The 23,060-nt window shown below is 67.6% G+C and carries 20 protein-coding genes and 4 pseudogenes; 7 read left to right on the top strand and 17 right to left on the bottom strand.

Going from position 1 to position 23,060, the window contains the following annotated elements:
* Positions 1 to 101 precede the first annotated feature (101 nt).
* Positions 102 to 1,019 carry a helix-turn-helix domain-containing protein gene (locus AC5L35_RS33865; RefSeq protein WP_495063824.1) on the top strand — a complete coding sequence of 306 codons (918 nt, stop codon included), beginning with the start codon at positions 102 to 104 and terminating at the stop codon, positions 1,017 to 1,019.
* A 185-nt stretch (positions 1,020 to 1,204) separates the two neighbouring features.
* On the opposite strand, the gene AC5L35_RS33860 is transcribed toward AC5L35_RS33865, so the two are convergent.
* The 4 genes and pseudogenes from AC5L35_RS33860 to AC5L35_RS33845 all read right to left on the bottom strand — a co-directional run bounded on the left by AC5L35_RS33860 (position 1,205) and on the right by AC5L35_RS33845 (position 4,074).
* Positions 1,205 to 1,546 carry a hypothetical protein gene (locus tag AC5L35_RS33860; RefSeq protein WP_495063823.1) on the bottom strand — a complete coding sequence of 114 codons (342 nt, stop codon included), beginning with the start codon at positions 1,544 to 1,546 and terminating at the stop codon, positions 1,205 to 1,207.
* Positions 1,547 to 1,773: 227 nt separating this feature from the next.
* Positions 1,774 to 1,938, bottom strand: a complete 165-nt coding sequence (locus AC5L35_RS33855) for a hypothetical protein (protein ID WP_495063822.1) — start codon at positions 1,936 to 1,938, stop codon at positions 1,774 to 1,776.
* Between the two features lie 569 nt (positions 1,939 to 2,507).
* Positions 2,508 to 3,164: pseudogene (locus AC5L35_RS33850) on the bottom strand (SDR family NAD(P)-dependent oxidoreductase); the annotation flags it as partial.
* 49 nt (positions 3,165 to 3,213) lie between these two features.
* Positions 3,214 to 4,074, bottom strand: coding sequence for an SDR family NAD(P)-dependent oxidoreductase (locus AC5L35_RS33845; RefSeq protein ID WP_495063821.1), 861 nt, complete (start codon positions 4,072 to 4,074; stop codon positions 3,214 to 3,216).
* Between the two features lie 59 nt (positions 4,075 to 4,133).
* On the opposite strand from AC5L35_RS33845, the gene AC5L35_RS33840 reads away from it, so the two are divergent.
* On the top strand, positions 4,134 to 4,811 hold the full coding sequence (locus tag AC5L35_RS33840) for a TetR/AcrR family transcriptional regulator (RefSeq protein ID WP_495063820.1): 678 nt from the start codon (positions 4,134 to 4,136) through the stop codon (positions 4,809 to 4,811).
* Between the two features lie 229 nt (positions 4,812 to 5,040).
* Here AC5L35_RS33840 and AC5L35_RS33835 read toward each other — a convergent pair.
* Positions 5,041 to 5,307: pseudogene (locus tag AC5L35_RS33835) on the bottom strand (MmyB family transcriptional regulator); the annotation flags it as partial.
* A 389-nt stretch (positions 5,308 to 5,696) separates the two neighbouring features.
* Positions 5,697 to 6,053 (bottom strand): transposase, encoded by a 357-nt coding sequence (locus tag AC5L35_RS33830; protein WP_495063819.1) that lies wholly within the window; start codon positions 6,051 to 6,053, stop codon positions 5,697 to 5,699.
* Between the two features lie 1,233 nt (positions 6,054 to 7,286).
* Here AC5L35_RS33830 and AC5L35_RS33825 point away from each other — a divergent pair.
* A complete protein-coding gene (locus AC5L35_RS33825; RefSeq protein ID WP_495063818.1) occupies positions 7,287 to 7,622 on the top strand; it encodes a hypothetical protein in 336 nt (111 codons plus the stop codon).
* The gene (locus tag AC5L35_RS33820; protein ID WP_495063817.1) at positions 7,619 to 8,467 is read left to right on the top strand and encodes a helix-turn-helix transcriptional regulator; all 849 of its coding nucleotides are present in this window, start codon (positions 7,619 to 7,621) and stop codon (positions 8,465 to 8,467) included. The genes AC5L35_RS33825 and AC5L35_RS33820 overlap by 4 nt, the downstream gene beginning before the upstream one ends.
* On the opposite strand, the gene AC5L35_RS33815 is transcribed toward AC5L35_RS33820, so the two are convergent.
* From AC5L35_RS33815 to AC5L35_RS33805, 3 genes and pseudogenes are all read right to left on the bottom strand, one after another.
* A complete protein-coding gene (locus AC5L35_RS33815) occupies positions 8,464 to 8,724 on the bottom strand; it encodes an AMP-binding enzyme (RefSeq protein WP_495063816.1) in 261 nt (86 codons plus the stop codon). The genes AC5L35_RS33820 and AC5L35_RS33815 overlap by 4 nt on opposite strands.
* 772 nt (positions 8,725 to 9,496) lie before the next feature.
* Positions 9,497 to 9,859, bottom strand: a pseudogene (locus AC5L35_RS33810) (AraC-like ligand-binding domain-containing protein); the annotation flags it as partial.
* A 528-nt stretch (positions 9,860 to 10,387) separates the two neighbouring features.
* Positions 10,388 to 10,873 (bottom strand): hypothetical protein, encoded by a 486-nt coding sequence (locus AC5L35_RS33805; RefSeq protein WP_495063815.1) that lies wholly within the window; start codon positions 10,871 to 10,873, stop codon positions 10,388 to 10,390.
* A 76-nt stretch (positions 10,874 to 10,949) separates the two neighbouring features.
* Here AC5L35_RS33805 and AC5L35_RS33800 point away from each other — a divergent pair, with 76 nt between their 5' ends.
* Positions 10,950 to 11,174, top strand: coding sequence for a DDE-type integrase/transposase/recombinase (locus AC5L35_RS33800; protein ID WP_495063814.1), 225 nt, complete (start codon positions 10,950 to 10,952; stop codon positions 11,172 to 11,174).
* A 242-nt stretch (positions 11,175 to 11,416) separates the two neighbouring features.
* On the opposite strand, the gene AC5L35_RS33795 is transcribed toward AC5L35_RS33800, so the two are convergent.
* The 4 genes from AC5L35_RS33795 to AC5L35_RS33780 form a co-directional block, all read right to left on the bottom strand.
* Positions 11,417 to 12,880, bottom strand: coding sequence for a GMC family oxidoreductase (locus tag AC5L35_RS33795; RefSeq protein ID WP_495063813.1), 1,464 nt, complete (start codon positions 12,878 to 12,880; stop codon positions 11,417 to 11,419).
* 583 nt (positions 12,881 to 13,463) lie between these two features.
* Positions 13,464 to 13,934 (bottom strand): IS110 family transposase, encoded by a 471-nt coding sequence (locus AC5L35_RS33790; RefSeq protein ID WP_495063812.1) that lies wholly within the window; start codon positions 13,932 to 13,934, stop codon positions 13,464 to 13,466.
* Positions 13,935 to 14,075: 141 nt separating this feature from the next.
* Positions 14,076 to 14,225, bottom strand: coding sequence for a hypothetical protein (locus AC5L35_RS33785; protein ID WP_495063811.1), 150 nt, complete (start codon positions 14,223 to 14,225; stop codon positions 14,076 to 14,078).
* A 124-nt stretch (positions 14,226 to 14,349) separates the two neighbouring features.
* Entirely contained in the window at positions 14,350 to 16,149 is a 1,800-nt protein-coding gene (locus AC5L35_RS33780; RefSeq protein ID WP_495063873.1) for an ABC transporter ATP-binding protein, read from the bottom strand.
* Positions 16,150 to 17,473: 1,324 nt separating this feature from the next.
* Between AC5L35_RS33780 and AC5L35_RS33775 the strand changes: the two genes are divergently transcribed.
* Entirely contained in the window at positions 17,474 to 18,718 is a 1,245-nt protein-coding gene (locus tag AC5L35_RS33775; protein ID WP_495063810.1) for an NAD(P)/FAD-dependent oxidoreductase, read from the top strand.
* 215 nt (positions 18,719 to 18,933) lie between these two features.
* Here AC5L35_RS33775 and AC5L35_RS33770 read toward each other — a convergent pair whose 3' ends face one another.
* The 4 genes and pseudogenes from AC5L35_RS33770 to AC5L35_RS33755 form a co-directional block, all read right to left on the bottom strand.
* Positions 18,934 to 19,251, bottom strand: coding sequence for a MarR family winged helix-turn-helix transcriptional regulator (locus AC5L35_RS33770; protein WP_495063809.1), 318 nt, complete (start codon positions 19,249 to 19,251; stop codon positions 18,934 to 18,936).
* 160 nt (positions 19,252 to 19,411) lie between these two features.
* Positions 19,412 to 19,912 (bottom strand): annotated as a pseudogene (locus AC5L35_RS33765) (helix-turn-helix domain-containing protein); the annotation flags it as partial.
* A 652-nt stretch (positions 19,913 to 20,564) separates the two neighbouring features.
* The gene (locus AC5L35_RS33760; RefSeq protein WP_495063808.1) at positions 20,565 to 21,194 is read right to left on the bottom strand and encodes a maleylpyruvate isomerase family mycothiol-dependent enzyme; all 630 of its coding nucleotides are present in this window, start codon (positions 21,192 to 21,194) and stop codon (positions 20,565 to 20,567) included.
* A complete protein-coding gene (locus tag AC5L35_RS33755; protein WP_495063807.1) occupies positions 21,187 to 22,110 on the bottom strand; it encodes an alpha/beta fold hydrolase in 924 nt (307 codons plus the stop codon). Before AC5L35_RS33755 ends, AC5L35_RS33760 begins: the two co-directional genes overlap by 8 nt.
* Before the next feature lie 68 nt (positions 22,111 to 22,178).
* On the opposite strand from AC5L35_RS33755, the gene AC5L35_RS33750 reads away from it, so the two are divergent.
* Entirely contained in the window at positions 22,179 to 22,832 is a 654-nt protein-coding gene (locus tag AC5L35_RS33750) for a TetR/AcrR family transcriptional regulator (RefSeq protein ID WP_495063806.1), read from the top strand.
* Positions 22,833 to 23,060 lie beyond the last annotated feature (228 nt).

Genomic DNA, 23,060 nt, shown 5'->3' with positions numbered 1-23,060 from the left:
ACGCTGCGTAAGTCGACAGACCGGCAGCACTCCCTCACTTGCCGGACCGTCAGGTACGTAGTCTCGGGGTCGTGCAGATCCTCGAGTACTCCGGTGCGGAGTTGGAACACGTCGCCCGTGAGTCCTTTATCCCGGTGATCGTCCGGACGCGTCCCGAGTTCAGCGGACGGGTGGCATTGCACGAGCTTGGCGAGACCCTGACACTCTCTCAGACGCATTGGGGTCAGGTGTCGGCGCTCCGGACCGACCGGATGGCAGCGAGGGCGTCGGCGGACGAACTGATGCTCTTCTGCCTACATCTGGCCGGCCGGGGCCGCGTTCGCCAGCACGACCGCTGCGTCGAGCTGACGGCCGGTACCGGCGTGCTGGCCGAGGCGCGTAGCCGCTACGAGCGGGCGTCGTCGACCGAGGCTCGCTGCCTGTCCTTGCTGTTCTCCCGCGAGCTTCTCCCGCTGCGCACCGCGGAGATCACGGAGGCGTGTGCGCGCAGCGTGGACATGGCGGCGCCGGCCATGCAGATGCTATCCGGCTACCTGCGTCGGCTGTTCGAGGTCGCCGACGGCCTCACTGTGGCGCAACGGGTGGACGCCGCGCGAGCCTCGATCGATCTGCTGGCAATGGCGCTGCGGGACGCCACCCCTTCGGTACCGGGCGGGGACGGCCCGGAGTGGGTGTTGCTCGAGATGATGCGGACGCACGTCCGCGAGCACCTGGCCGACCCAGAGCTGCGGGTCGAGGAGCTGGCACGGCGGCACCATGTGTCGGTCCGCCACGCGTACACCCTGTTCGAGCGGATCGGGACCACCCCGGGCGCGTACCTTCGCGAGCAGCGGCTGCTCGCGGCACAGGCCATGTTGTCCGACCCGAGGCACGGCTGGCGCAGGATGTCTGACATCGCGGATGCTGTCGGGTTCCGCGACCTCAGTACGTTCGAGCGGGCGTTCAAGCGGCAGAACGGGTTGACGCCGAGCGGCTGGCGCCAGGCGCATAACTACGCCGCCGGGCTACACGGGCGTTGAGTACCAGGCGGCGTGACAGCTGTTGATCTTGCGCAGTCGCCGCGTGCCCACTTCGCGTGCGTCTATGGCCAGGGCCCGGCCGACGTTCGGCAACGCCACCGCGACCCCCGATGGGTCTCCACCCGGAGCATCAACCTGTTTCGGGGCGAGCGCAAACGCTTCGGCGGAATCGTGAATCTCCTGTGTCAAGCGGCGTCCTGGTGGCAAGGGATCAGGCTCCCGATGCTTGCTTGGAGGAGCCGGTGGTAGACCACGTCGGCGAGGTGGCGTCGTAGTGCCCGTAGGGCTGCGGTCTTCGTGTTGTCGGCGGCGATGCGTCGTTGGACGAGTGCCTGGGCGGGTGGGTGGATCCGGAGGTGGGTGACCGTGATGCGGTGCAGGGCGGCGTTGAGTGTCGGTTGCCGCCGCGGTTGAGGCGGAACCGGGCGCGGTTGCCGGTCCAGACCGGGATCGGCGCGGTCCCGGCGTGCATCGCGAACGCGGCCGCTGAGTCCGACTCCTGCGGTCTCGGCCAGGATCTTCGCCACGGTCAACCCCGCGCGCTGCCACAGAGACCCCCTTCACTGCCCTTCGACCATGATCGCCGGTCTCCGAGCAAACGGGCCACCCTCAGTGTGAATACAGATGCGGGGTGTCGGCGCCTCGGCCATGTCAGCCCGTGCCGTCTGAGCCCGCTGCGCCGTCACGCCCGCGACCTCGGCCGCCGTGACCACTGGTGGGATCACCGGTCGCACGAGGCGGCCGGGCGGCTCGGCTACCGACCCACCTCGAGCGCCTCCTCCTCGACGACCGACACACCAGGCTCTCCAAGGACGCCCTCGAGCAGCGCCGCGGGGAGTTCGAGGTCCGGCCGGGCGGTCGCGTTGTACATCACCCCGGAGACGCACAGCCACGGGTCCTCCCGCCTCGCCGACGTCATCCCGAGATCGAAGGCGGCCGCCCTCGTCGGCGAACTGGCCACGAGGGCGGCCCAGCGGGCCGCGACGTCACGCGCCTACTCGTCGGTCACCTGCAGGTCAGTGGTCGGCTCGGCGACATGCCGGCAAGGCGCCACCGGTGTTCAGATGCAGGCGCCATGATCGCCGTGAACTGGCCCGCGCTGAGTAGTCATGAATGTTCATTTCCTAGTCGTTACGATATATATCCTAATCGTCAGATTTGCGATATGTCGCCTTGGCGTTGGTGGCTGCGCAAAACAGCAGGAGCGGCAAGGGCTGAGTGAGCGGCGGCGGCTGCGCGAGGACAGGCGCGTTCGTCGCATGGCCTCGAAAGGCGACGTCGCTGGGCTCACTCCTACTGCCGGCGGCAGCCATTACCTTGGATACAACACGGGTTCGCCTATCTGCTCTACGAGGTGGTGAGGTTGACGCGCTGACGGAGCGTGCCAATAGAGGTGAAACGAACGCTAAGGTCAGGCTCGTCGACATGTTTGTCGACCGCGTCGACATCGACGCGCTGACCGCGTGCACCGCCGCTGGCGACACCTTCTCAAGAATGGGGTGAATAAGCTACTACAGATGCGGGGTGACATCGATGCGCTGACCGCGCGGGCAGATGCAGGCGACGAGGATGCCACAGAGGCACACGTCCGCCTACTCGTGAAGCAGGGTGACATCGACGTGTTGACCGCGAGCAGACGCCGGCGAAGAGGAAGCGGCCAAGATGCTCTACAAGCTGCGCATGCATGAGCTCTACGGCGACGTGCTCACGTAACCGGTGCGCTTGGACCCTTAAAGGTGATTTGTAGCCGAGAGCTTCGAGCTGGCGGGCCTGGGTCGGCCCGGCCTGGAACGACTTAGACGAGTAGCAATCTGTTAGCCGCCGACAGGCGCCCAGATCAGTGCCCGTTGCTCGAATATTGGCCCCGACTCGCGTGCACTCTGGCGCAAGCTGCTGCTTCTGCACGAACAGCAGCGCGGGCTGGCGAAGGCCGAGCCCGACGTCAGGAGTGCGGACAGCGTTTCCTCGAGAGTCGCTTATGCTGACGTCGGGGCGGACAGTGAATACGCGCGCGCCGTTCGGGGTGATCTCGGCGGCGACTTCGTGGAGCCTGTTCTCCCGGCGGCCGACGGTCGTGACGGCGGCGCCGCGCTGTGCGAGTAGGACCGCGGTGGAGCGGCCCAAGCCGGTGCCCGCGTCGGTGACGAGGGCGACCCTTGTTCTCGAACTGGGTCATGTTGGTGCTCTCTCGGCTCTACTTGGCCCTCGGCAGGTTGAGCGGGTACTCCGCGCCGAGGTCAGCGGACGTCGAGACTGCCTGCCAGGTGATGACCTCGGTGATCTGCATCTGCGAGTAGTCAAGCGCCGATCGCACCGCGTAGGCCCCGAGCGGCAGGTGGGTGGGGATGCAGTCGCTCTTGGCGATGCGGACGAGGATCCCGGCAGCGCGGTCGGGGTCACCAGCGGCGTTGGTAGTGCGGATCGTGGCGGCGAATGCGCCGACCGTGCTCTGATACTCAGCCGCGACGTCCGGGATCTCCATTGAGGCGCCCGCCCAGTCGGTGGCGAAGCCGCCAGGCTCGACAACGAGATAGCGGACGCCGAAGGGCGCCGTCTCGGCCGCGAGGACGCGCGTGAGGCCGTCGATGCCGAACTTGGCAGCCTGGTAGGAGCCAAGTCCCGGATTGCCGCCGACACGGCCGCCGATCGAGGAGAACTGAATGATGAGCCCGCCGCTCTGCGTACGGAGAATCGGGAGCGCCGCCCTGGATACGTTGTAAACGCCCCAGAAGTTCGTCTCGAACTGGCGGCGGAAGTCGTCCTCGGGCGCGGTCTCGACCGGCGAGATATTCGCGTAGCCGGCGTTGTTCACGACGATGTCGATGCGACCGAAGCGCTCGACGCCCGCCTGCAGCGCGGCCGTCGCGGCGGCGGCATCGGTCACGTCGAGGGCGACCGGCAGGATGCGGTCGCCGTACTCCTCGACAAGCGCGGTGAGTTGCTCGGGCCTGCGAGCGGTGGCGACGACCTGGTCGCCAGCCTCGAGGGCGGCGGTGGTCAGCGAGCGGCCGAAGCCTCGAGAGGAACCGGTGATGAACCACGTTTGTGTAGTCATGCCGTTAGTACAACACAGTTGCGCTATTAGTACAACTGTGTTGCGGTACCATCGTTGGCATGACCCTCGAGTTCGAACGCGCCCGCACCGCCGAGGCGAAGAACATCCGCGAGCGAGCGATCCTGGACGCCGCCGCTCGCCTGGCCCTCGAGCGCGGCGTACGGACCGTGACTCTCACCGACATCGCCGCTGGCGTTGGGATGCACAAGTCGACGATGCTGCGCTATTTCGAGACGCGCGAAGAGATCTTCCTGCGCCTCGCGGCTGAGGGGTACCAAGAGTGGTCGGGGATCGCACAGGAGCAACTCCGCGCTCTCGCGCTAAGACAAGATGGCAGACAAGGCCTCGACGTGGCCGCGACGGCGCAGGTGTTGGCCGGTACGCTCGTTGCTCGTCCGCTCTTTTGCGATCTCCTCGCGCATGCACCGCTGAATCTCGAGAGAAACGTCTCTTTCCCATCAGTCCGGACCTTCAAACTTGCGGCGATTGACGCATCCGCAGCCGTTGCCTTGACACTTAGCGATCTACTCAGCCTCAGTCCCGCATCGGCCCGCAACGCCGTAGCGACTGCGACCGCCCTTGCCGGAGCGCTGTGGCAGATGGCGGCCATCGGTACCGGCCTGCGCCGTTTCTACGAAAGCGACCCAGAGTTGACCCATGCCGTTGTCGATGTTGCTCCAAGACTCACGAACATCCTGACCGCGCTGATCAATGGCTACCTCACCACTGCGGATTGATGCTCCGGCGCTACTTCCCCAGCCCCAGCCCAGCCCCAGCCCCAGGTCTTGGCCGAGGGGCAGACCTGCATTTGCCTGGCTGGCTCCGATGAGAACTGCGTCAGTCCTGGCGCCATCAGCAACTCGACACGCAAGTTGACCGAGTGGGCTCTGCGCGGTGGGGGACTGTCCGGAGCTGGGAGCAGGTGCGGTGCGGTGCGGTGCGGAATCAATTGTCCTGCTCATCGCGTCAGGCGCGCCGAGCCGGTGTCGATGGAGCGGTCCACGAGGTCAGGATCTGGAGGGCGTCGTGGGAGGTCGTACCCGGCTCGGCGGAGAGGATCACTAGTCGCTGGGCAGGGTCGTCGGGACTGGTCCAGGTGTCGCAGTCGAGGGTGAGGTCGCCGACCTCGGCGTGGCGGTAATGCTTGGTTGCGTGGCCGGCGGAGGTGACGAGATGTCTGGACCACCAGACACGGAAGCCGTCGTCGCGGAGGGAGAGTTCTCCGACCAGTCGGGGGAGCTCCGGCCGTCAGGAAGGCGGGGCGGCGTGCAACCTCAGCGCGGAAACGGCTATCCGGCCGATGTGTTCCCCCGGAACCGCCGCGGTTTGATGCCGCTTCCTTTCTTGAGGAGGATGCGGATCTTGTCCAATCGCTACCTGCTCGAGCCGCGGGCTCGGGCCGTGAAGATGGCGCTCGACCATCTCGAGGAGTACCGGTCGGCCTACGCGGCCTGCCAGGCGATCGCACCGAAGGTGGGGGCGTGGGTGTCGAGTCGCTGCGTTAGTGGCCGGTGCAGGCGCAGGTCGATGCCCAGCAGGCTCCTGGGGCTACCTCGACCGAACGGCAGCGGATCAAAGGCCTGGAACGTAAATCCGGGACCTGAAAGAAGTCAACGCCTTGTTCAATGCTGCCTCCCACCTCCGTCGGCATGGCCATCGGGTGACGCCGACGACACCGTCGCCGACTCGTGCCCAGCGTGACCGACGCCGTGCTCGGCGTGCCCCACCAGGAGCAGCGCGCCCCTCGAACTCAGGACGTTCGAACGGGCGTTCTGGCGCCAGTTCGGGATGACGCCGGCTGCTGGGGCCGTGTCCATCTCGATCCGGGTCCGGGTGCGCCACCGGATCCCGTCGATCAGCGTGCGGCGGCTCCACTTCCGGGGCCGCCCGCTGCCTGCCGGAGCCCGGAGCAGCGGTTCCAGGATCCGCCACTGCCGGTCTGTCAGGTCCTTACGTGCTCCGATCGATGGGCTGCTCAACGAGCTCTCCGGGCGGATGATCTTCTTGGTCGTTGATCACCTATCGGAGACCTCACCCATGTCCGGGCACCGACACGCGTGGCACTGACCACACGCGCGACTTCCTAAACAGCTCCTAGTGGTGGCGCCCTGGGGGAAGCGCAGCAGGCAGCAGTCTCCGAGCCGGACGCCACACCCGGGGGTGACGTCACCCGGCGCAGGACGTTCGAGCGGGCGTTCCGGCGGCAGCACGGGATGACGCCGGGCCGCTGGCGCCGTGAGCACTGCCACTAACCCGCTCCCTCAACCCTAAAGCAGGAAATGCCTCCACGCTGTGCAGGAAACGCCGCCCCGTCGAGGGTTGCGCGCGGTCAACTGAGATGACCCGACGGTTCCTCGGAAGGAGTCGACGCCCGTGATCGCGGATTCCGAAACTCAAGGGGATCCGCACATGCTGGCCACCTTGGTGTCGGATCAGTGCGAAGCCGCACGGATGCGAGCTTGAGCGTCCCTGCCCGGATTGACGCCCTACCTCGCCGGTGCCGCTTAGGCGAATCCGTCAAGGACACTACGATAGCGTGAGCATCCGTCTTCGATGGAGGCGCTAGCGGGCCGTGGCAAGGTTACCGAAGACGGCATTCGACAGAATTGGGATTCGCGCTGATGAAGGCTGATAGTGGGTCGGCGTTGGATGGTGGCGCCATCCTCGCCAACGCAGACAGGATCCGACCGCTGCTGCGGGAGCACGCTGCCGAAGTGGAAGCCGCTCGCCGCCTGACCACGCCAGTTGCCGACGCACTCGTGGCCACCGGCGTATTCCGAATGTCCATGCCCGCCGCATGGAGCGGGCCCGAGCCTGACATCTGCCGACAGATCGAAATCATCGAAACGCTGTCTCGTGCAGATGCCTCACCAGGTTGGGCAACGGGTTCGGGCTCACCGAGAGCGACCGGGCGGGCCCCCTCGCAGCGCCGCAGCCCATGCCGACGACGGGCCAGCGGTCGCCGCCATGGACGAGACCGGAGTGGCCCAGCGTCGTGCCATGCCCAAAGCCGAGCGGCGGGTCGCCGCCCAGCGCTACGTGGAACTGGTCGGGCTGCGCGGCACCGAGCGCAAGTTCCCCTACCAGATCTCGGGCGGCATGAAGCAGCGCGCGGGACTGGCACGGGCGCTGGAGTCGAACCGCGGGTCCTCCTCTTCAACGAGCCGTTCGCCTCGATCGACGCCCAGTACGTCCAGCTGCTGCGCAAGGAGTTGCGCGGGCTGGTCAGCGAGCAGCAACAGACGGCCGTGCTGGTCACGCAACACCTGGACGAGGCGCTCTATCTCTCCGACCGGATCCTGCAGATGAGCACCGGGCCGGCGGTCATCCGCGAGGACGTGGCGGGTCGACCTGCCGTTCCCGCGCGATCCGGAGATGGAGACCCCGGCCCAGCAGCAGCGCACTTCAACCATCATCGCCCGCATCGGGCACCCGTGCACGAACTGTTTCCCTGCGCCTGCGAGATCGAACCAGGTTCGGACACGCACGTCTCCGCGGCCTACCGCCGACGGCTCGCCGAGGTGCTTGTCGCGCGTCGTCGAGCATGATCTCGTCACAGAGCGGGTTTCGTAGTCAGGAGCTGGGTGCGTTTCTCAGGGCGCGGCGTCGGCAACTGGTGCGCGGGGAGCTGGGTCTGCCCCCGGTCCTGGGGAGGTGCGTTTCCGGGGTGCGCCGTGAGGAGGTTTCCTATCTCTCCGGGGTGAGTGTCACCTGGTACACGTGGCTGGAGCAGGGTCGCGAGATCAAGCCGTCCCGGCAGGTGCTGGACGCGCTGGCCCGTACGCTGCGCCTGTCGGCGGCCGAGCACGGCTACATCCTGTCGCTGGCGGGATACGCCGCCCCCCAGCCGGTCCCCGAGTCGGGCGTTCGGGCGGCCCCACCACACGTGCAGCGGTTGCTTGAGTCACTCGACGGTTTCCCGGCCTATGTGATCGCCCCGGACTGGGCGATGTGCGGCTGGAACGCGGCCTATACGGCCTTGTACCGGGACCTGGCGAGAGTTCCGGCGGCAGACCGGAATTTGCTGTGGTTGATCTTTACTGATCCGTACCTGCGCGAGTTGATGCCGGACTGGGAGTTCATGAGTCGCCGTCACCTTGCCCAGTTCCGGGCCGAGGCCGGACCCCGGCTGGGCCATCTGTCATTCTCCCGTCTGGTGCAGCGACTCCTGAAGGCGAGTGAGGCGTTTCGCGCCGGTTGGGAGAGCCATGACATCGAGGGTTTCGCCTCGCGGGAACGGCTCTTCCGCCACCCGGTCGTCGGCGACCTTCATCTGGAGCACCACCGTCTGGCGCCGTCGGATCATCCGCATCTGCGCCTGGTGATCTACACGCCCGTGCTCGCCACCGATACTCCGCATCGCCTGCGGCACCTGGTCGGCGCGACTCACTAGCGTCCGCGCAGTAGGGCACCCCATGTGATGTGCTCACGCAGCTGCCGTTTGAGGATCTTGCCTCCCGGGTTGCGCGGCAGCGGTTCCGCGCGAACCACGACGTACTGCGGGATCTTGAAATCGGCCAGCCGTTCCCCCAGGTACTCCAGCACGGCGCGCGGGTCCAGCGTGCTGCCCGGCACGGGCACCAGCACTGCGCCGACCTTCTCGCCCATCACCACGTCCGGCACCCCGACCACCGCGGACTCCGCTGGCATGCCCGGCATCACACGCCCCGTGACCAGTGCGTGGCCGGCACCAAGCATCAACGACGTCGGACCAAGGCGACGGCCCGCCGATTCTCATCCGGCAGGGTGGGCCCCGCGCAGGCGCGTGACATGCAGGCCGCAGCCGAGAATGCTGGCAACATTCCGGGGATCCCGCGGCCGATCTGGGCTGTGACTGGGCATGTGCTCTTCGCCGCCGCCACGGAGTTGGCCAACGGGCGCCGGCTTCCGATTGAGGCGCGGCGTGCCGCGCTGCACACATGGTCTGGGCGATCGAAGAGGCCGTGCTATGGCGGTAGCTCGAGGTGCTCCGGCCCCGCGGGCCTGAGATGGTCAGTGTTGGACGTCGAGCCCGCCGCGTGAGGTGGCGGCGGTCTGACCGTGCTGTACCGGGTGTACCGCCGTGATGAGCGGGGGCCGGGACGCGTGCACGTCCCGGCCCCACCCCCCTCGGGCCAGGGATCAAACATCGACGCGGCCCCCAACCCCCGCCGGAACGCCCGCTCGAACGTCCTGAGGTCGCGGAACCCGACAGCATCTGCCGCGAGCAGCCGCTGCTCCAAAGACCCGGCGCGGTCCCGATCCGCTCGAACAGGATGTACGCGTGGCGGACCGACGCATAGATCCGCCGTGCCAGCTCCTCGACCCGCAGGTCCGGGCCGGCCAGGTGCTGGCGCACGTGACCCCGCATCATCTCGAGCAACACGCCCTCGGGGCCGTCCCTGTACGGCACGAAGGGGGTGACGTCCCGCAGCACCATCGCGAGCAGATCGATCGCAGCCCGCCCGGCGTCCAGCCGCTGTGACAAGGTGAGGCCGCCGGCGACCTCGAACAGCCGACCGAGGTAGCCGGACAGCATCTGCATGGCCGGCGCCGCGGGGTCTGCGCTGCGTGCACAGCCTTCGGTGATCTCGGCGGGACGGAGCGGGAGCAGCTCGCGTGGGAGACGCAGGGTCAGGCTCCGGGTCTCGGTCGACGAGCCCCGCTCGTACGGGCTACGTGTCTCTTTCAGCACTCCTGTGCCGGCCGCCCGCTGGGCGAAGCGGCCGTGCTGATGGTGGCTGCTCTCACCAGCCATCTGTACACACAAGAGCATCAGGTTATCTGCCGGCGCCCTCGCAGCAATCCTGTCCGTCCGGAATATCCGCAGGGCCCTCCCCAGTGCGACCGAGAGAGCGTGACGTCCTCCCCAGCGCCTGGAACGTCATTCACCCGCGGAAGTCGGGACGCGTCCGGGCGATCCTCGATAAGAGGAACTCACTGGCGACGTCTCCCAACTCCTCACCCGAGAACTCGTGAGTCTGCACGCCCCAACGTTAGCTCCGGAATTGTCCCAGGTGAGACGCATTCACTAGGAGTTATCTGAACACGGGTGGTGACCTTGCCGCCGTTGTGACGAGCAGGGGCCGGGCCACAGACGAGCAGCCTGGCCCCTTTTTGTGGTGATTCCTGCCGCTCCTCGCGGAGGGATGCCCAGATCTGCGTACTCCCCCGGCTGGTGCCAGACGCCGGTCAGCCTCGGCCCATGCCGACGATTAGGGTCGCGGCGATGATCCCGAGGCCTTCGATCTTCCAGGGGCCGGCGTTCACCCAGTGACGCTGCTTGTCCCCGCTCGCGGCTGCCAGCTGCCCGTGCCGTGCAGTCGGCGCAGCCCTACCCTGCGGCCATTCGGCTGGTGACGCGTCGCATAGCGCACACTGCGGCTCCCGCGCTGAACGGCACCAGACCGGCGTCATGCTGCCGCGGCGTTGCGAGGAAGCGGCCCGACATTCGACTCGCGGGCGGAACCCAGCCCGGCGTGACGCTGCACCGGCCCGGGTCCGGAGCGCGCCACGAGTGCGCCAGCGAGCGCGCCGGTGGCGAACGCGTACACGCCTTGTGCAGCAGGTCCACCCCGAGTTCCGGCCGCGGCCAGGTCGTGGGCGGCGCACCGACACCGGTGGTGTTCTCCAGGATCTGGTCGTTGGTCAGACGCACCACGGTGAACATCACCGACGCGACCGGCCCTCGCAGCTCCACGTTCGCCATGACGCTACGCAGCACCCTGATCAGCGCGCCCTGGCTGAAATGCATGGCCCAGTTCACCGCCAGCGGCTGACGCCCTGGCTGCTCCGCAGCGCCGGTCAGCCGTTGCAGCACACGCGCCGGAACATGTGAATCCGGCCTGCCGGTCAGCCGCTGCTCGGCCTTCTCCCTTGCCTACTCGCGGCGGATATTGGGCTGGCATGCGGCCAGCTCAATGAAGACCGCGCTGGTTCACGACGCCCTGGAGCAGGCCGTCTGGTTGCGCCGACGCGACGGGATCGGGGACCTGCCAGGGCTGATTCACTACAACGACGCCGGGTCCCAGTACACATCGATCGCGTTCTCCGAACGCCTCGCCGAGGTCGGGATCGACCCTCGGTTAGGTCGGCGACGCGTTCGACAACGCGCTGGCTGAATCCGTGATCGGGCTGTTCAAGACCGAGCTGATCAAACGCGCGGCCCGTGGCGCACGGTCGAGCAGGTCGAGATAGCCACCCTGGAGTACGTCGACTGCGTCAACCACCGACAGCTGTTTAAGGCCTGTGGCGATATCGCGCCCGCCGATCTCTCGAGGCAGCCAACTACCGTCAACAGGCCGCCTTCACCTTGGCCGGTCGCTCAACCCTGTAGGTCTCCGGAACGCCGGGGCGGTTCAACCTAGATGGTCTGGGCGAGGTGTTCTGCGACCATGAGGGTGGCCAGGTTGGTGTTGGCGGTGGGGATGGTCGGCATGATCGACGCGTCGATGACCCACAGGTTGGTGGTGCTGTGGACCCTGCCGGTGGCGTCGACCACGGCGTCGGAGTCGTGAGCTGGTCCCATCCGGCAGGTGCCGACGTAGTGGTGGTACGGGATGAGGTTTGCGCGCACCGCGTGACTGAGCTCGGTGTCGTCGGTGATGCCGGCGCCTGACCAGTCTTCCTCGACGAGGTGCGCGGCCAGCGGGGCGGATGCGGTGAGCGTCCGCGCCAGCCGTACTGCGGTGACCAGCCTGGGCAGGTCGTCGGGGTGGGAGAGGTAGCTGGGCTCGATCCGGAGTGGACTGTCGGCTTCGGGTCCGCTCAGGCGCACGGTGCCGCGTGAGTGGGGCGTCAGTAGCGCTACGAGCATGGCCAGCTGGGGGGCGCCGCCGTTGCCCGCGACGGGTCCGCTGGGGAATATCTGTAGGTCGGGCGAAGTGAGGCCGGGCTGAGTGTGCGCGGTGAGCAACGTCTGGCGCGGTGGGAGTTGGGGCTGGTCGCGGGCAACGAATCCTACGCGTAGCAGGGGGTGGTCTTGCAGGTTCGTGCCGATGCCGGGCAGGTCCGCTTCGATCGGGATGGACAGGGCGGAGAGGTCGTGGGCGGGTCCGAGGCCCGAGCGCAGCAAGATCGCCGGTGTGCCCACAGCGCCGGCGGCCAGGACCACGGTGTCGGCGGTGATCTGTTTGCCGTCGGCGAGGCTCACCCCGGTGGCGTCGCTGTTGTTGAGCAGGACTCGGTCGACGGCGCTCTCGCCGCGGATGGTCAGGTTCGGCCGGTCTCGAGCCTGGGCGAGATAGGTCAGTGCGGTTGATTCCCGCAGTCCGTCGAGTTCGTTGACCGGCAGCCGGCCCGCGCCGACCGCGCCAGGGGCGTTGTGGTCGGGCACCGGTGTGTGTCCGGTCGCTTCGCAGGCGTCGAGGAACGCTTGCTGAGGATTGGTCAGCTCCGGATAGCGGCGGATCGGGACCGGACCGCGGGTGCCGTGGGCGTTGTCGTGGAAGTCTTGGTCGTGCTCAAGACGCCGGAAGGCCGGGAGTACGTCGTCGAACGACCACCCGGAGCAGCCCGCAGCGACCCATCCGTCGTAGTCGTTGCGGTGCCCGCGCAGCGCCATGACGCTGTTGATCGCCGAGCTGCCACCGACGATCCGTCCGGCGTGCACGGGCACTGACCGGCCGAGAGCGGTCGCCGTTCCCGTGTATCCCCAGCCATAGGTCGTTCTTGCCGAGGTGTCGTAGGCATTGGCCACGGCTGGGGGCTGGCTGTCACCGATGGGACCGAAGTCGGTGCCAGCATCGAGCAGTAGCACCGATCGCGAGGGGTCCTGTGACAACCGCGCGGCGAGCACCCCGCCAGCTGAACCCGCACCGACAATCACAACATCGACGCCCGTAATCTCAGCCTGGTGTGCTGGTTGTCGAGTTCTGGTTGTGGTCAACGATCCACCCCCGATGATCGACCGGATTCACTGCCAGCTTTCCACCACCAAGCCTATCGAAGTAGTGGGAACCGGCGAATTTGGTCACTTACGTCAACGTTTATCAGGCGGCAGGTCGAAAGCAACGTGTTGCGAATGGATGCGTTTATGTGCACGATGCCCGGTTCCGCAGTACCGTCCTTGGAGTCCTTACTGCCGCACTTGTCGGATGATTCATCTCGCTCCTGTGGATGCAATTTTGTCGCTGGGGAAGCTGATGGTGCACAAGGTTTGAGCGAAGTCAGCAATCGATAGCCTTCAGCTGGGCTAGAGCTTTACGAGCGCCTGCGCCCTGCAGGACGGGCAGGAAGCTCCTGTGTGCTGCCAAGGGCCGGTGTCCTCGTCCGTGCTGATGGTCTCGCCTCGCCTCGCCTCGCCTCGCCCCGGCGCTCCGATGGCGGTTGCGGCACGGCCCTTTCCGCGGGTGTCGCCGGCGATGACACGGACAGGACAAAAACTGATGGCAATCGCCTCCTCCGAGAAGTCAATTGCGGACACGACGGAGGCGGATGCGACGAGATGAACGGAACAGGCCGTGAATCGCCCGGGCGTCACGAACGTGCTTGGCAGCGGGTATCGCGTCGAGAGGTCGCCGCCCGTCGGGATGCAGCAAGGGCAGCCGGGCCAGCAGCACGGAGTCCAGCCGGTCGGACTTGATGTGCTTGGCGTGGTAGGTGCGCAGGTCAGCGGAGCGTTCGGGCGGGTCCAGCACCACCGTCGCGCCGTGGCGGCGGAACCGCGCGGCCAGCGCGACCCAGGCGTTGCGGGTCGGTTCCATCACCACCGTCACTGCGATCGTGCGCGCCGCCTCCGGCAACCGGGCCCACAACCGCTCGAGATCGCCGATCTCATTGCGGAAGCGGTGCCCGCTCCAGACGATGCCGCCATCGGCCGCCGCCGGGCTGGCCTGGTGCGGCGCCCGGCAGGCGATGTCCACTCCCAGCGTGAACGTCACGGTCTCTCCTCCACGATCGCTGCGGTCGGCGTTCCGACCAGCCACCGCCGAGGCGTGAGCGGGGTGCACCAGACATTCGCTGACAGAGATCCGGACAAGACGTTCCCACCGGTCATCAGGTTCCTAAGAGGGCGCGCCACCTCACCGGCAGCGGCCCCGCCCGCCCGCATGGTCAGCAAGCCAGAAGTCGCGGGTGCGCTCCACCCGGTCGAGCAACGACGACAGGCGGGTGCCGGACATCGTGATCTTCTCCCGGCGGCCGACCGAAGCGAGAGCATCGACGCGACCCACGACGGGACCCGGGGGTGGCTCCCGATGCCGCCGCCGCGCCGATGAACTCGGCGGAGCGTGCGAGATGGAGGTGGACGGAGTCGATCAGAGTGGCCGCGTACGGCCGCCGCGTGACTGGCGTCAGTCAGGCCGGGGTCAACGTCTGTTGGTGGAGTTGGCAGACCCGGGCGTAGCCGGGGGTGGTGGCGAGGAGCTCGGTGTGGCTGCCGGTGCCGGTGACGCGGCCGTGCTCGAGGAACAGGATGCGGTCGGCATCGGTGACGGTGAGCAGGTTGTGCGAGATGATGATCGTGGTGCGTCCGGCCATGAGCCTGCGCAGGGGACTGAGGACGCGCTGGGTCGATTCGGCGTCGAGGCCGGTGGTGGGTTCGTCGAGAAGCAGCACCGGGGCGTCGCGGATCATGGCTCGGGCGATGGCCACGCGTTGGCGTTGGCCGCCGGAGAGCAGGCGTCCGCGTTGCCCGACCCGGGTGTCGTAGCCGTCCGGCAGTGCGCGGATGAATTCGTGGGCGTCCGCGGCGACCGCCGCGGCGACCACCTCGCGCTCCCGGGCTTCCGGCTTGCCCCACAATATGTTGTCCCGGATCGTGCCGTCGAAGACGAGCGTCTCCTGCAGCACCACGGCCATGTTTCGCCGCAGGTCGGCCAGTGACAGTTCGCGCAGGTCGACACCGTCCAGGGTGATGGCACCGGAGTCGGGGTCGTAGAAGCGCAGCAGCAACTCGGCAAGGGTCGACTTGCCTGCGCCGCTGGCGCCGACCACGGCGATCTTCTCGCCTGGTTCGGCGCGGAACCTGACCTGGGACAGTGCGGGGTGCGCGGTGTCGGGGTATGTGAAGCCGAGGTCGTGGACGCGGAGTGTGCCGCGTGCTCGCAGCAAGGGTCGCGGGTGGTGCGCTTCGGTGACCGAGGGTTGTTGGTCGAGGAGTTCGATGACGCGTTCGGCGTTGGCGCTGGCGGCATGGAGGGAATTGATCAGGTGGCCGAAGCCCTGGATGGGGCCGTAGAGCCGAGTCAGGTAGACCATGAAGACCAGCAGCCCGCCGAGGGTGATTCGGCTGTTGGCGAGTTCCCACACCGCCAGGCCCATGACGGACAGGACTGCGATCACCTCGAGCAGTTCGGTCAACGGTCTGAAGAGGGCCTGCAGGCGGGTGGCCACCATCTGGGCGCGGAAGCCGCCGAGGTCCTCCTCGCCGAACCGCGCGGCTTCGGCGGCTTGGCGGTCGTAGGCCCGGATCAGGGCGGCGTTGCTGAAGCTCTCCTCGGCCACGGTGGTGGTCGACCCGGCCCGGCGGCGCTGCTCCCGGGACGCGTCCTTGAGGCGGGTGGAGAAAAAGCGGGTGGCCACGAGGAAGCCGGGCGCGGCGATCAACGCGGCGATGGCCATTTGCCAGCTCAGGTACAACAGCGCCCCGGTGAACAGCACCAGCCGGAACGTGTAGGTCACGGCCTCGGCGACCCCGGACAGGACCAGCTCTTCGATGGCTTCGGTGTCGCCGATCAGGCGGGACAGGATGTCGCCGAGTTGGTGGCGTTCGAAGAACCCCGAGGACTGCTGGTGCAGGTGGATGAACAGCCGGTTGCGCAGGTTCAGGATGAACCGCTCACCGACCCACGTCGACAGATACTGATCGGTGCTCGACACCATGCACTCGACCACTGCGACCCCGATGTAGGCGGCGGCGATCACCGGGAACAGGTGGAAGTCGTGCGGGGCCAGCACGTCGTCGATCAAGATCCTGAACAGCCAGATGCTCGCGGTGCTCAACACCGGGCCGACCCCGACGAGCACAAGGCTGATCCACAAACGGACGCGGAACGGCCTGGTCTCCGGCCAGAACCGGCCGAAGATCTCCCGGATCCCGGCTGGCGGGGCCTTCCCTGAACCGGTTGACGCAATCGCTCTCCCGAGGGAGAACATCCGATGCTGTCCCGGCGGCCGGGCGATCGTTGTCGACATTTGCTGCTGCGCGCCCCTTTCGGGCCTACGTTGCCTCATCACGACCCAGACGTAGTAGTGGCCCCGTCCCACAAGGGGCGGGGCCGCTACTACGGGGCCTACCTGAGATCAGTTCCCGTCGTCACTTGTCGTGGCTGCGGTGCTCGCGGTGCTCGACCTCCCATCGTGCTAATGGTTCGCGGTGGTCCCGCCGCCGATCGCGCCGATCCTCGCCGCGCGAATAGCGAACTGCTGGCACCAAGTCGTCGAACCTGCCCATTTCTTTCCTTTCCTCACCCGGGGGAGCCCGTCCCGCACCCGTCCTCGGATTGTTTCCTGATCGATGCCTGATTAGATGCGTGCTGCAGGCCCTCGCGGTGGTGGCGATGAGCTCAGAGTGGGTACCCTCTTCGCTTCCTGTCCTGTGCTGCCATACAGCCACGATCCATTCCGCATGACCGGGGGTGAAGACGGCGCTGCCGCTAGCAGTCGCACCACCTGCTCAACGCCGGGGCGCTCGACCTGATCGAGGCCACGGTCGCGTCGGGTGCGCCTACGGGTGAGGCCTGATCCTGGTGGGTGGCGTACCTGATACTGCGGGCCAACGCGCGGGGTGTGGAGCTGGCCGTGCTGCCGATCACCCCGGGGCAGGTGGCGCGGGTGATCGATTGGTCGCGTCCGGGTTGCTCAACAAAGAAGCTCGCCCGTCCTCGACGGCGTGCTGACCGGTGAGGGTTCTCCCGCCGAGGTCGTCGACGTCCGCTGGCTCGCGGTCGTCTCCGACGAGGGCGCGGTGGTGGCGGCTGGCCGCTGCTCGTCACGACGGCAGCGGTGTCGCACCGGCAGCCGATATCAGCCGTAGCCGACCTCGTCGATGATGATCAGTTTGTGACGGCGGATCTTCTTCAGCTCGGTTTCGAGTTGCCCACCGGGCGGCCTTGGATCGACCGCCGATTTCACCGCCGATGGGTGCTCTGTACCTGGCCGCGACCGAGGTGGCCGGGCGGGCACCATGCAACCAGTCGTCCCGATGGTGTAAGCAGGCTCGGCCGGTACCCGCCAGCGCTGTGATCACCGACACCGACATGTCTTGCCCTCCTCTGACGCGACGCGAACTAACCTGGCGGCGCGCGTCTCATAGCCGACTTCAGATGTGCATCTGAAGGCTTATCGCGGGTAAGTCCGATTGTGTCGGGATGTGAGGTTGGAATTGCGATTACCACGTCGGCACGCTATTGTGATCGGTGCCTCAATCGCGGGTTTGTGTGCAGCGCGGGCACTGAGTGAGAGTTTCGAGCGTGTCACGGTGATCGACCGCGACGAGCTACCTCTGGAACCGGTCGCGCGGCGCGGTGTGCCGCAGAGTCGTCAGCTGCATTTTTTGCTCGCTCGGGGTCGTGAAGCGTTCGACGAGCTCTTTCCTGGAATGAGCGACGAACTGGTCGGGGCGGGCGCGGTGACTGCCGACGTGCAGAACCAGATCAACTGGAGTTTTGCCGGTCACCGCTTGCGGAAGGCGCAGTCTGATCTGATCGGGATCGGGGTGAGCCGGGCGCTGCTCGAGTTCACCGTGCGTTCTCGGGTCGGGCAGCTGCCCACGGTGGCGATCGTGGAGCGCTGCGAGGTGACGGATCTGCTGCCTGGTCCTGACCTGCGCCGGGTCACCGGGGTGCGCGCCCGGAGCCGAACGGATGTGCAATCAGAGTCCGCGTTGGATGCGGACTTGGTGGTCGATGCCTCCGGCCGTGGTACTCGTAGCGCGACGTGGCTCGAGGCGCTGGGCTATGAACGAGCATTCGAGGAGCGGGTCCGCATTCAGCTCGCTTACCAGACGCGGTCTTACCGCCGTGAGCCCGAGCATCTCGCGGGGGACGTCAGCTCGGTCTACCCCCCCTATCCCGAGCAGACCCGCAGCGCGACCATCGCGGCTGTGGCAGCTGATCGCTTCATGGTCACTCTCAGCACCTGCGGTGGTGAGGACCTGCCTGCCCGGGACGAGGCGATGGTCGAGTTCGCCGAGAGCATCGGGGGCCACGACATCGCCGAGATCATCCGTAACGCGATGCCACTGACGGAACCAGTGGTCATGCGCTTCCCGGAAAGCGTCCGAAGGCACTACGAACAGCTCGATCGGTTCCCGGAGGGCTACCTCGTCGTCGGCGATGCCCTCTGCAGCTTCAACCCTCTCTATGGGCAGGGCATGACCGTTGCCGCGCTGGAAGCCGTGCTGCTGGGCCAGCTGCTGCGCGAGCAGGATGACGATCTCAGTGGCCGCTTCTTCCCGGCCGCGTCCAGACTGCTCGCCATTCCATGGAACCTGACGAACGCCGGCGATCTGCAGTTCGCGCATGTCGAGGGTGAGCCGAGCGCGGAGATGCTCGAAATGGAAGAGTACCTCCAGCGGTACCGGGAGGCGGCGGCGGACGACGTCGTGCTCACCGCCGCGTTGCTGCGAGTTTTCAACCTGCTCGACGAGCCGTCCCGGCTGTCGGAGCCCGATCTCGAAGCGCGAGTGCTGCGGGCGACCGGATCGGCTGGCCCTGCTGGCTAAGCAGGAGCGGGGACACGGTCTCGCCGTGGGGAACGAGGTCTTGTTCGCCCCGGGATAGCGCAGGGAGAGTCCCGCGTCGGCCTGGCTCGTCGCAGGGCCCCGACGCTGTCAGCCTCGCTGACCACAGCCGGTCGAACCAGGCAAGCGCGCAGAACTGGTTTGGGTCGGCGGCGATCCGACGGGGACGCGTTGGCCGAATCGACCTCAGCGGACGATCAGGTGTCCGCGAGGCGCTCCAGGAAGCCGCGCAGCTCCTTGAGCTCCCGCGTGCCGAACTCGCGCAGGGTCGCCCGCACGACCCCTGCCACCGCTTCGTCGCACGTGCGCAGCACATTCCGCCTCCCGCCCGTGATGCGGTGTCGGATCGCCTTGCCCGGACCGCTGCGGCGCTCCAGCAGGTCGCGTTGCTCCAGACGTGCCACGACCGCGCCCGCTGCCTGGTCCGATTGTCCCGTCAGGCGGGCCAGTGCATGGGTCGACGAATCGGGATTTGCCGCCACCGAGCGCAGCATGCCCCACTGCGGCAACGTCATCGACCACCGGGCCAGCTCCGCCTCGCAGGCCATTTGCTTGCGCTGCTGAGCCCGCACAGGAAGGCGAGGAATTCCTGCCAGCGCTTGCGGTCGCGCAGCCGGTAGAACAGCCGGCCCGCAGGTCTAGTCCGGCGATCATGTGCCGCACCCCGCCGTAGCGGTTGTAGGTCGCGCGTAGCCGTAATGGACTCGTGGTCGGGAACCATCCGCGGCCCGGGCGGGGCTGCAGGTTCAACGGCCCGAACTCATCGACACAGATCACCCGGCCACCGTCGGGGATGTGCCCGGCAGCGTAGCGGTCGTAGGGGTCGAGGATCCGGGTCATCTTCGCGCTGAGCTCCGGGTCTCGGCTGGCCTTCCAGGTCTTTGTGGACTGCCAGCGCACTCCGGCCGCGCGCAGGATCTGGCGAACGGTCTCGGTGCTGATCACGATCCGGTGCCGCTCGAGCAGGTGCTCGACCAGTTTCGTCAGACTCCAGATGGTGAACGGGCGTCCGGCCTGCTGCAGTGGGGTCCGAGCGACCCGGCAGATCACCTCACGGACGTGGGGGTCGAACCTCCGAGGCCGGCCCCCGCTCCATTTCGGGTCCAGAGCTGCGAACCCCTTCTCGTTGAACGCGTGGATCACCTCCCGCGCGTACTGCGGCTTGGCCGCGAACATTGCCGCCGCCTCCGCAGCGCTGCAACCTTGCAGCGAGGCGAGCACGATCCCGGCCCGGCGCAGCCGGACTCGGTCCCGCGCGGTCCTGGTGATCTTGACCAGACGTTCCGCCTCGTCCGGTGCGAGCTCGCGAACGGACACCTCGGGCTGTCGCGGCATGCCCCGCCTCCACCGCACAGCCTCCAGCGCCGGGCACGGTGGATCAACCGACCCGGTTACGTCCCCATCCTTGCTGGACGAGGCACTAGCCACCGAGCCCTGTCCTGGGGCATGGCGCCGCTCGGTGCCGTGGCGGAATATCTCTGCGGCCGGGTTCACGAACGCACGATCGATCGTCGCGACGGTGCCGGAGAACAGCTCGGACTGACGGCGCATGCCGACCGAACCGTGCAACCGCGCCAAATGCGCAGTTGCACGGTCGTGATCATGTGTAGCTCGCGGGCACATACTCCGCGCCCGAATACACGATGTCTGGCTGCCTCCTCAGCTGGCCAGGGTGAGGGTGTCCGAAACTGGCGCACGCCGGCGGTTTCCGTCGAGAGGCTGCGCGCGGGGAGCGGTGTGGCCGTCAGCCCTCCCACCGCCATCGGCGCTTTCTCGGCCAGTGCGGGTGATGCGCTTCGCAGTTCGGACCTGGCCGCGCAGACCGCCGTCACATCCGGTTCTGCAATGTGGCGATGCCGTTGCCCGTCAGCTGGGGCAGGGCATGGGGGCGGCCGGCGAGGACGGACACGAGGCTGTCCGCGGGTCCGACGACGTCGAGGGCCGGGTCGCCGGGGCGTGACCACGTCGTGTCGGTGGTCCGCAGCGTCAGGCCGCGGGCCCGTGCCGCCGCCGGAATGAACGGGTTGGGGATCCGAGTCTCGACGGCGAGGACCGCGTTGGCGATTTCCGGGGGCAGGACGTCGGTCCTACCGAGGGCGAGGGCGATGTCGAGGTGGTGCACGGCGTGGTCGCCGAGCATCAGCGGTGTCGGCAACAGGCGCCCGATTCCACGCGGGCGTGCCCGGACGCGCTCGAAGGCGTCAACCAGCTCCGAGGCCGTGTGCCGGTCGGCATACTCGCGGCTGAGGACGTCGTTGGTCGCGTCGAACGACCACCGATGCCCGCTCATGGCGACCGCCAGCCGGGGGACGGGCAGCTGTAGGCCGAGCACCAGGTGTGCGAGCACATCCTTGTTCGTCCAGCCCCGACACAGGCTGGACTCGTTCCACTCCTGCTCGGTCAGTGTGCCGGCGAAGGCGAGGAAGTTCTGGTCCTGGACGGCGACGAGATCACGCATCACGCGCTCCCTTCGTCGGTGCCAGATGTGCGCTCAGGAACGACACCTGGTCGGCAATGACCCGCTCGACCTGCGGCGGGTGGTAGACCGAGAAGTGGTCGGCTGGATAGTGAATGGCCGTTCCGTGAGGGGCGCGCTGCGCGGCCCGCGCTGCGATGCGCGGGTCCATGAGCGTCTCCTGGTCGGACACGCACACCAGCAACGGCGGGCGGATCTGCGGCGCCTTGCTCGCGGCGTTGAGCCGGATCAGCTCGAGCCCGATCGCCGCGGTCACCCGGTTGTCGAACTCGACACCGGGCGGAACCATGCCGTCCCAGCCCTCCTTCGCGCCGGGGACGGTGACGATCGCCGTGCGCCCGGGTTCGTCGACGATGCCGACGTATCGACGCGGCAGGCCGAGGGTGGACCGGACGAGGTCGCTCGTGATGGGTGCTGCCAGCCGTGCGACTGCACGGGGACCGGAGCTCATCGCAGCGTTGCGTGTGTCGATCACCGGGCACTGCACGACGGCGGCCGCGAGCTCCGGGTGCTCCGCGGCGGTCAGCAGTACATGGGTTGCCCCCAGCGACGTGCCCCACAGTGCGACGCGGTCGGCGTCGACGTCCGAGCGCTGACGCAGGAAGTGCAGTGCCGCTTCGATGTCGGTCAGTTGGCGCCGGATCGAGATGAGCTGGCGCGGTGTGCCTTCCGAGGCGCCCAGGTGTCGGAAGTCGAACGAGAGCGTGACCATCCCGGCGCCGGCGAACGCCTGCTCGTACTGGGTGAGCCCCATCCCGTGCGTGGCACCGAAGCCGTGGACGAGGAGCACCGCGGGATGAGGGCCTTCGCCCTCGGGATGAGTGAGCCACGCCGCGCAGAGCTGGCCCTTGGAGCGAAAGGAGGTGGTCTGGGTGGGGAACATGGCAAGCCTCCGCATACGTACGTTGTACGTGTTGTACGGTACCACCTATACGTACGACGTACGTGAGAGGAGGAGTCGCCAGTATGAAGGCCCGTTTCACCCTTGCGGAGGTCCAGCAGCACGCACTGGGCATCGTCGACCGGGACGGCCTGACGGGGCTCACCATGCGCTCGCTCGCGGCGTCCCTGGGGACCGGCCCGATGACCTTGTACAACTACGTCGACGGGCGCGAGGCGCTCGAGGAACTCGTGGTCGACGCCGTGGCGGCCCGTGTCGAAACGCCGGAGCCGAGCGACGACTGGTTGGCGGATACCCGCGCCGTCGCTACCGCACTGTGGCGCACCGTCCGGGCGCACCCGGCGACCGTCCCGCTCGTGCTCACCCGTCGAACCTCATCCGCAGGCAGTCTTGCTCCGGCCGAGGCGCTCGCGGCGGCACTGGCACGCGGCGGCTTGCAAGGCGCCGATCTGCTGGTCGCCTTCCGCGTGGTGATGGCCTTCGTCATGGGTATCGCGCAATCCGAACTCGCCGGCCCCCTCGCCCGTGAAGAGAGCCAGGACACTGCGGCCGCGCGCATCGGTGCACTCGCGCACGACACCCTGCCCGTGCTCTCCGAACTCGCCTCCATCGGTGCCGAGTTCGCCGATGTGGAGTTCGAACAGGGACTGACCGTCATCCTCACCGGCGTCGCGTCCACAACGCGCCCACATCCGATCGACGATCTCTTCGACCGCTGAGCCGCCCACCCCAAGCTGCTCGACCTGCGCGACCTCGGGCGGCGCAGCATCGGCCTCATCCAGCAGAACTACGGGATGTCGATCGCGGTCAACGCGGCGGGCCTGCTCGTCTCGGCCGGGGGAGCGGTGAGCCCAGATCGCCGGGGACACCGCCACCGCCCGCACGTCCCACCGCGCTGCCGTCCGCGAACTCCGTCGGCTGCTCACTCAGCGCGCGATCGCACAGCG

The sequence above is a fragment of the Pseudonocardia sp. OZ21 genome, assembly GCF_059359135.1.
The sequence above is the reverse complement of the archived record's forward strand: the minus strand, read 5'-3'. Positions and strand labels throughout refer to the sequence as shown.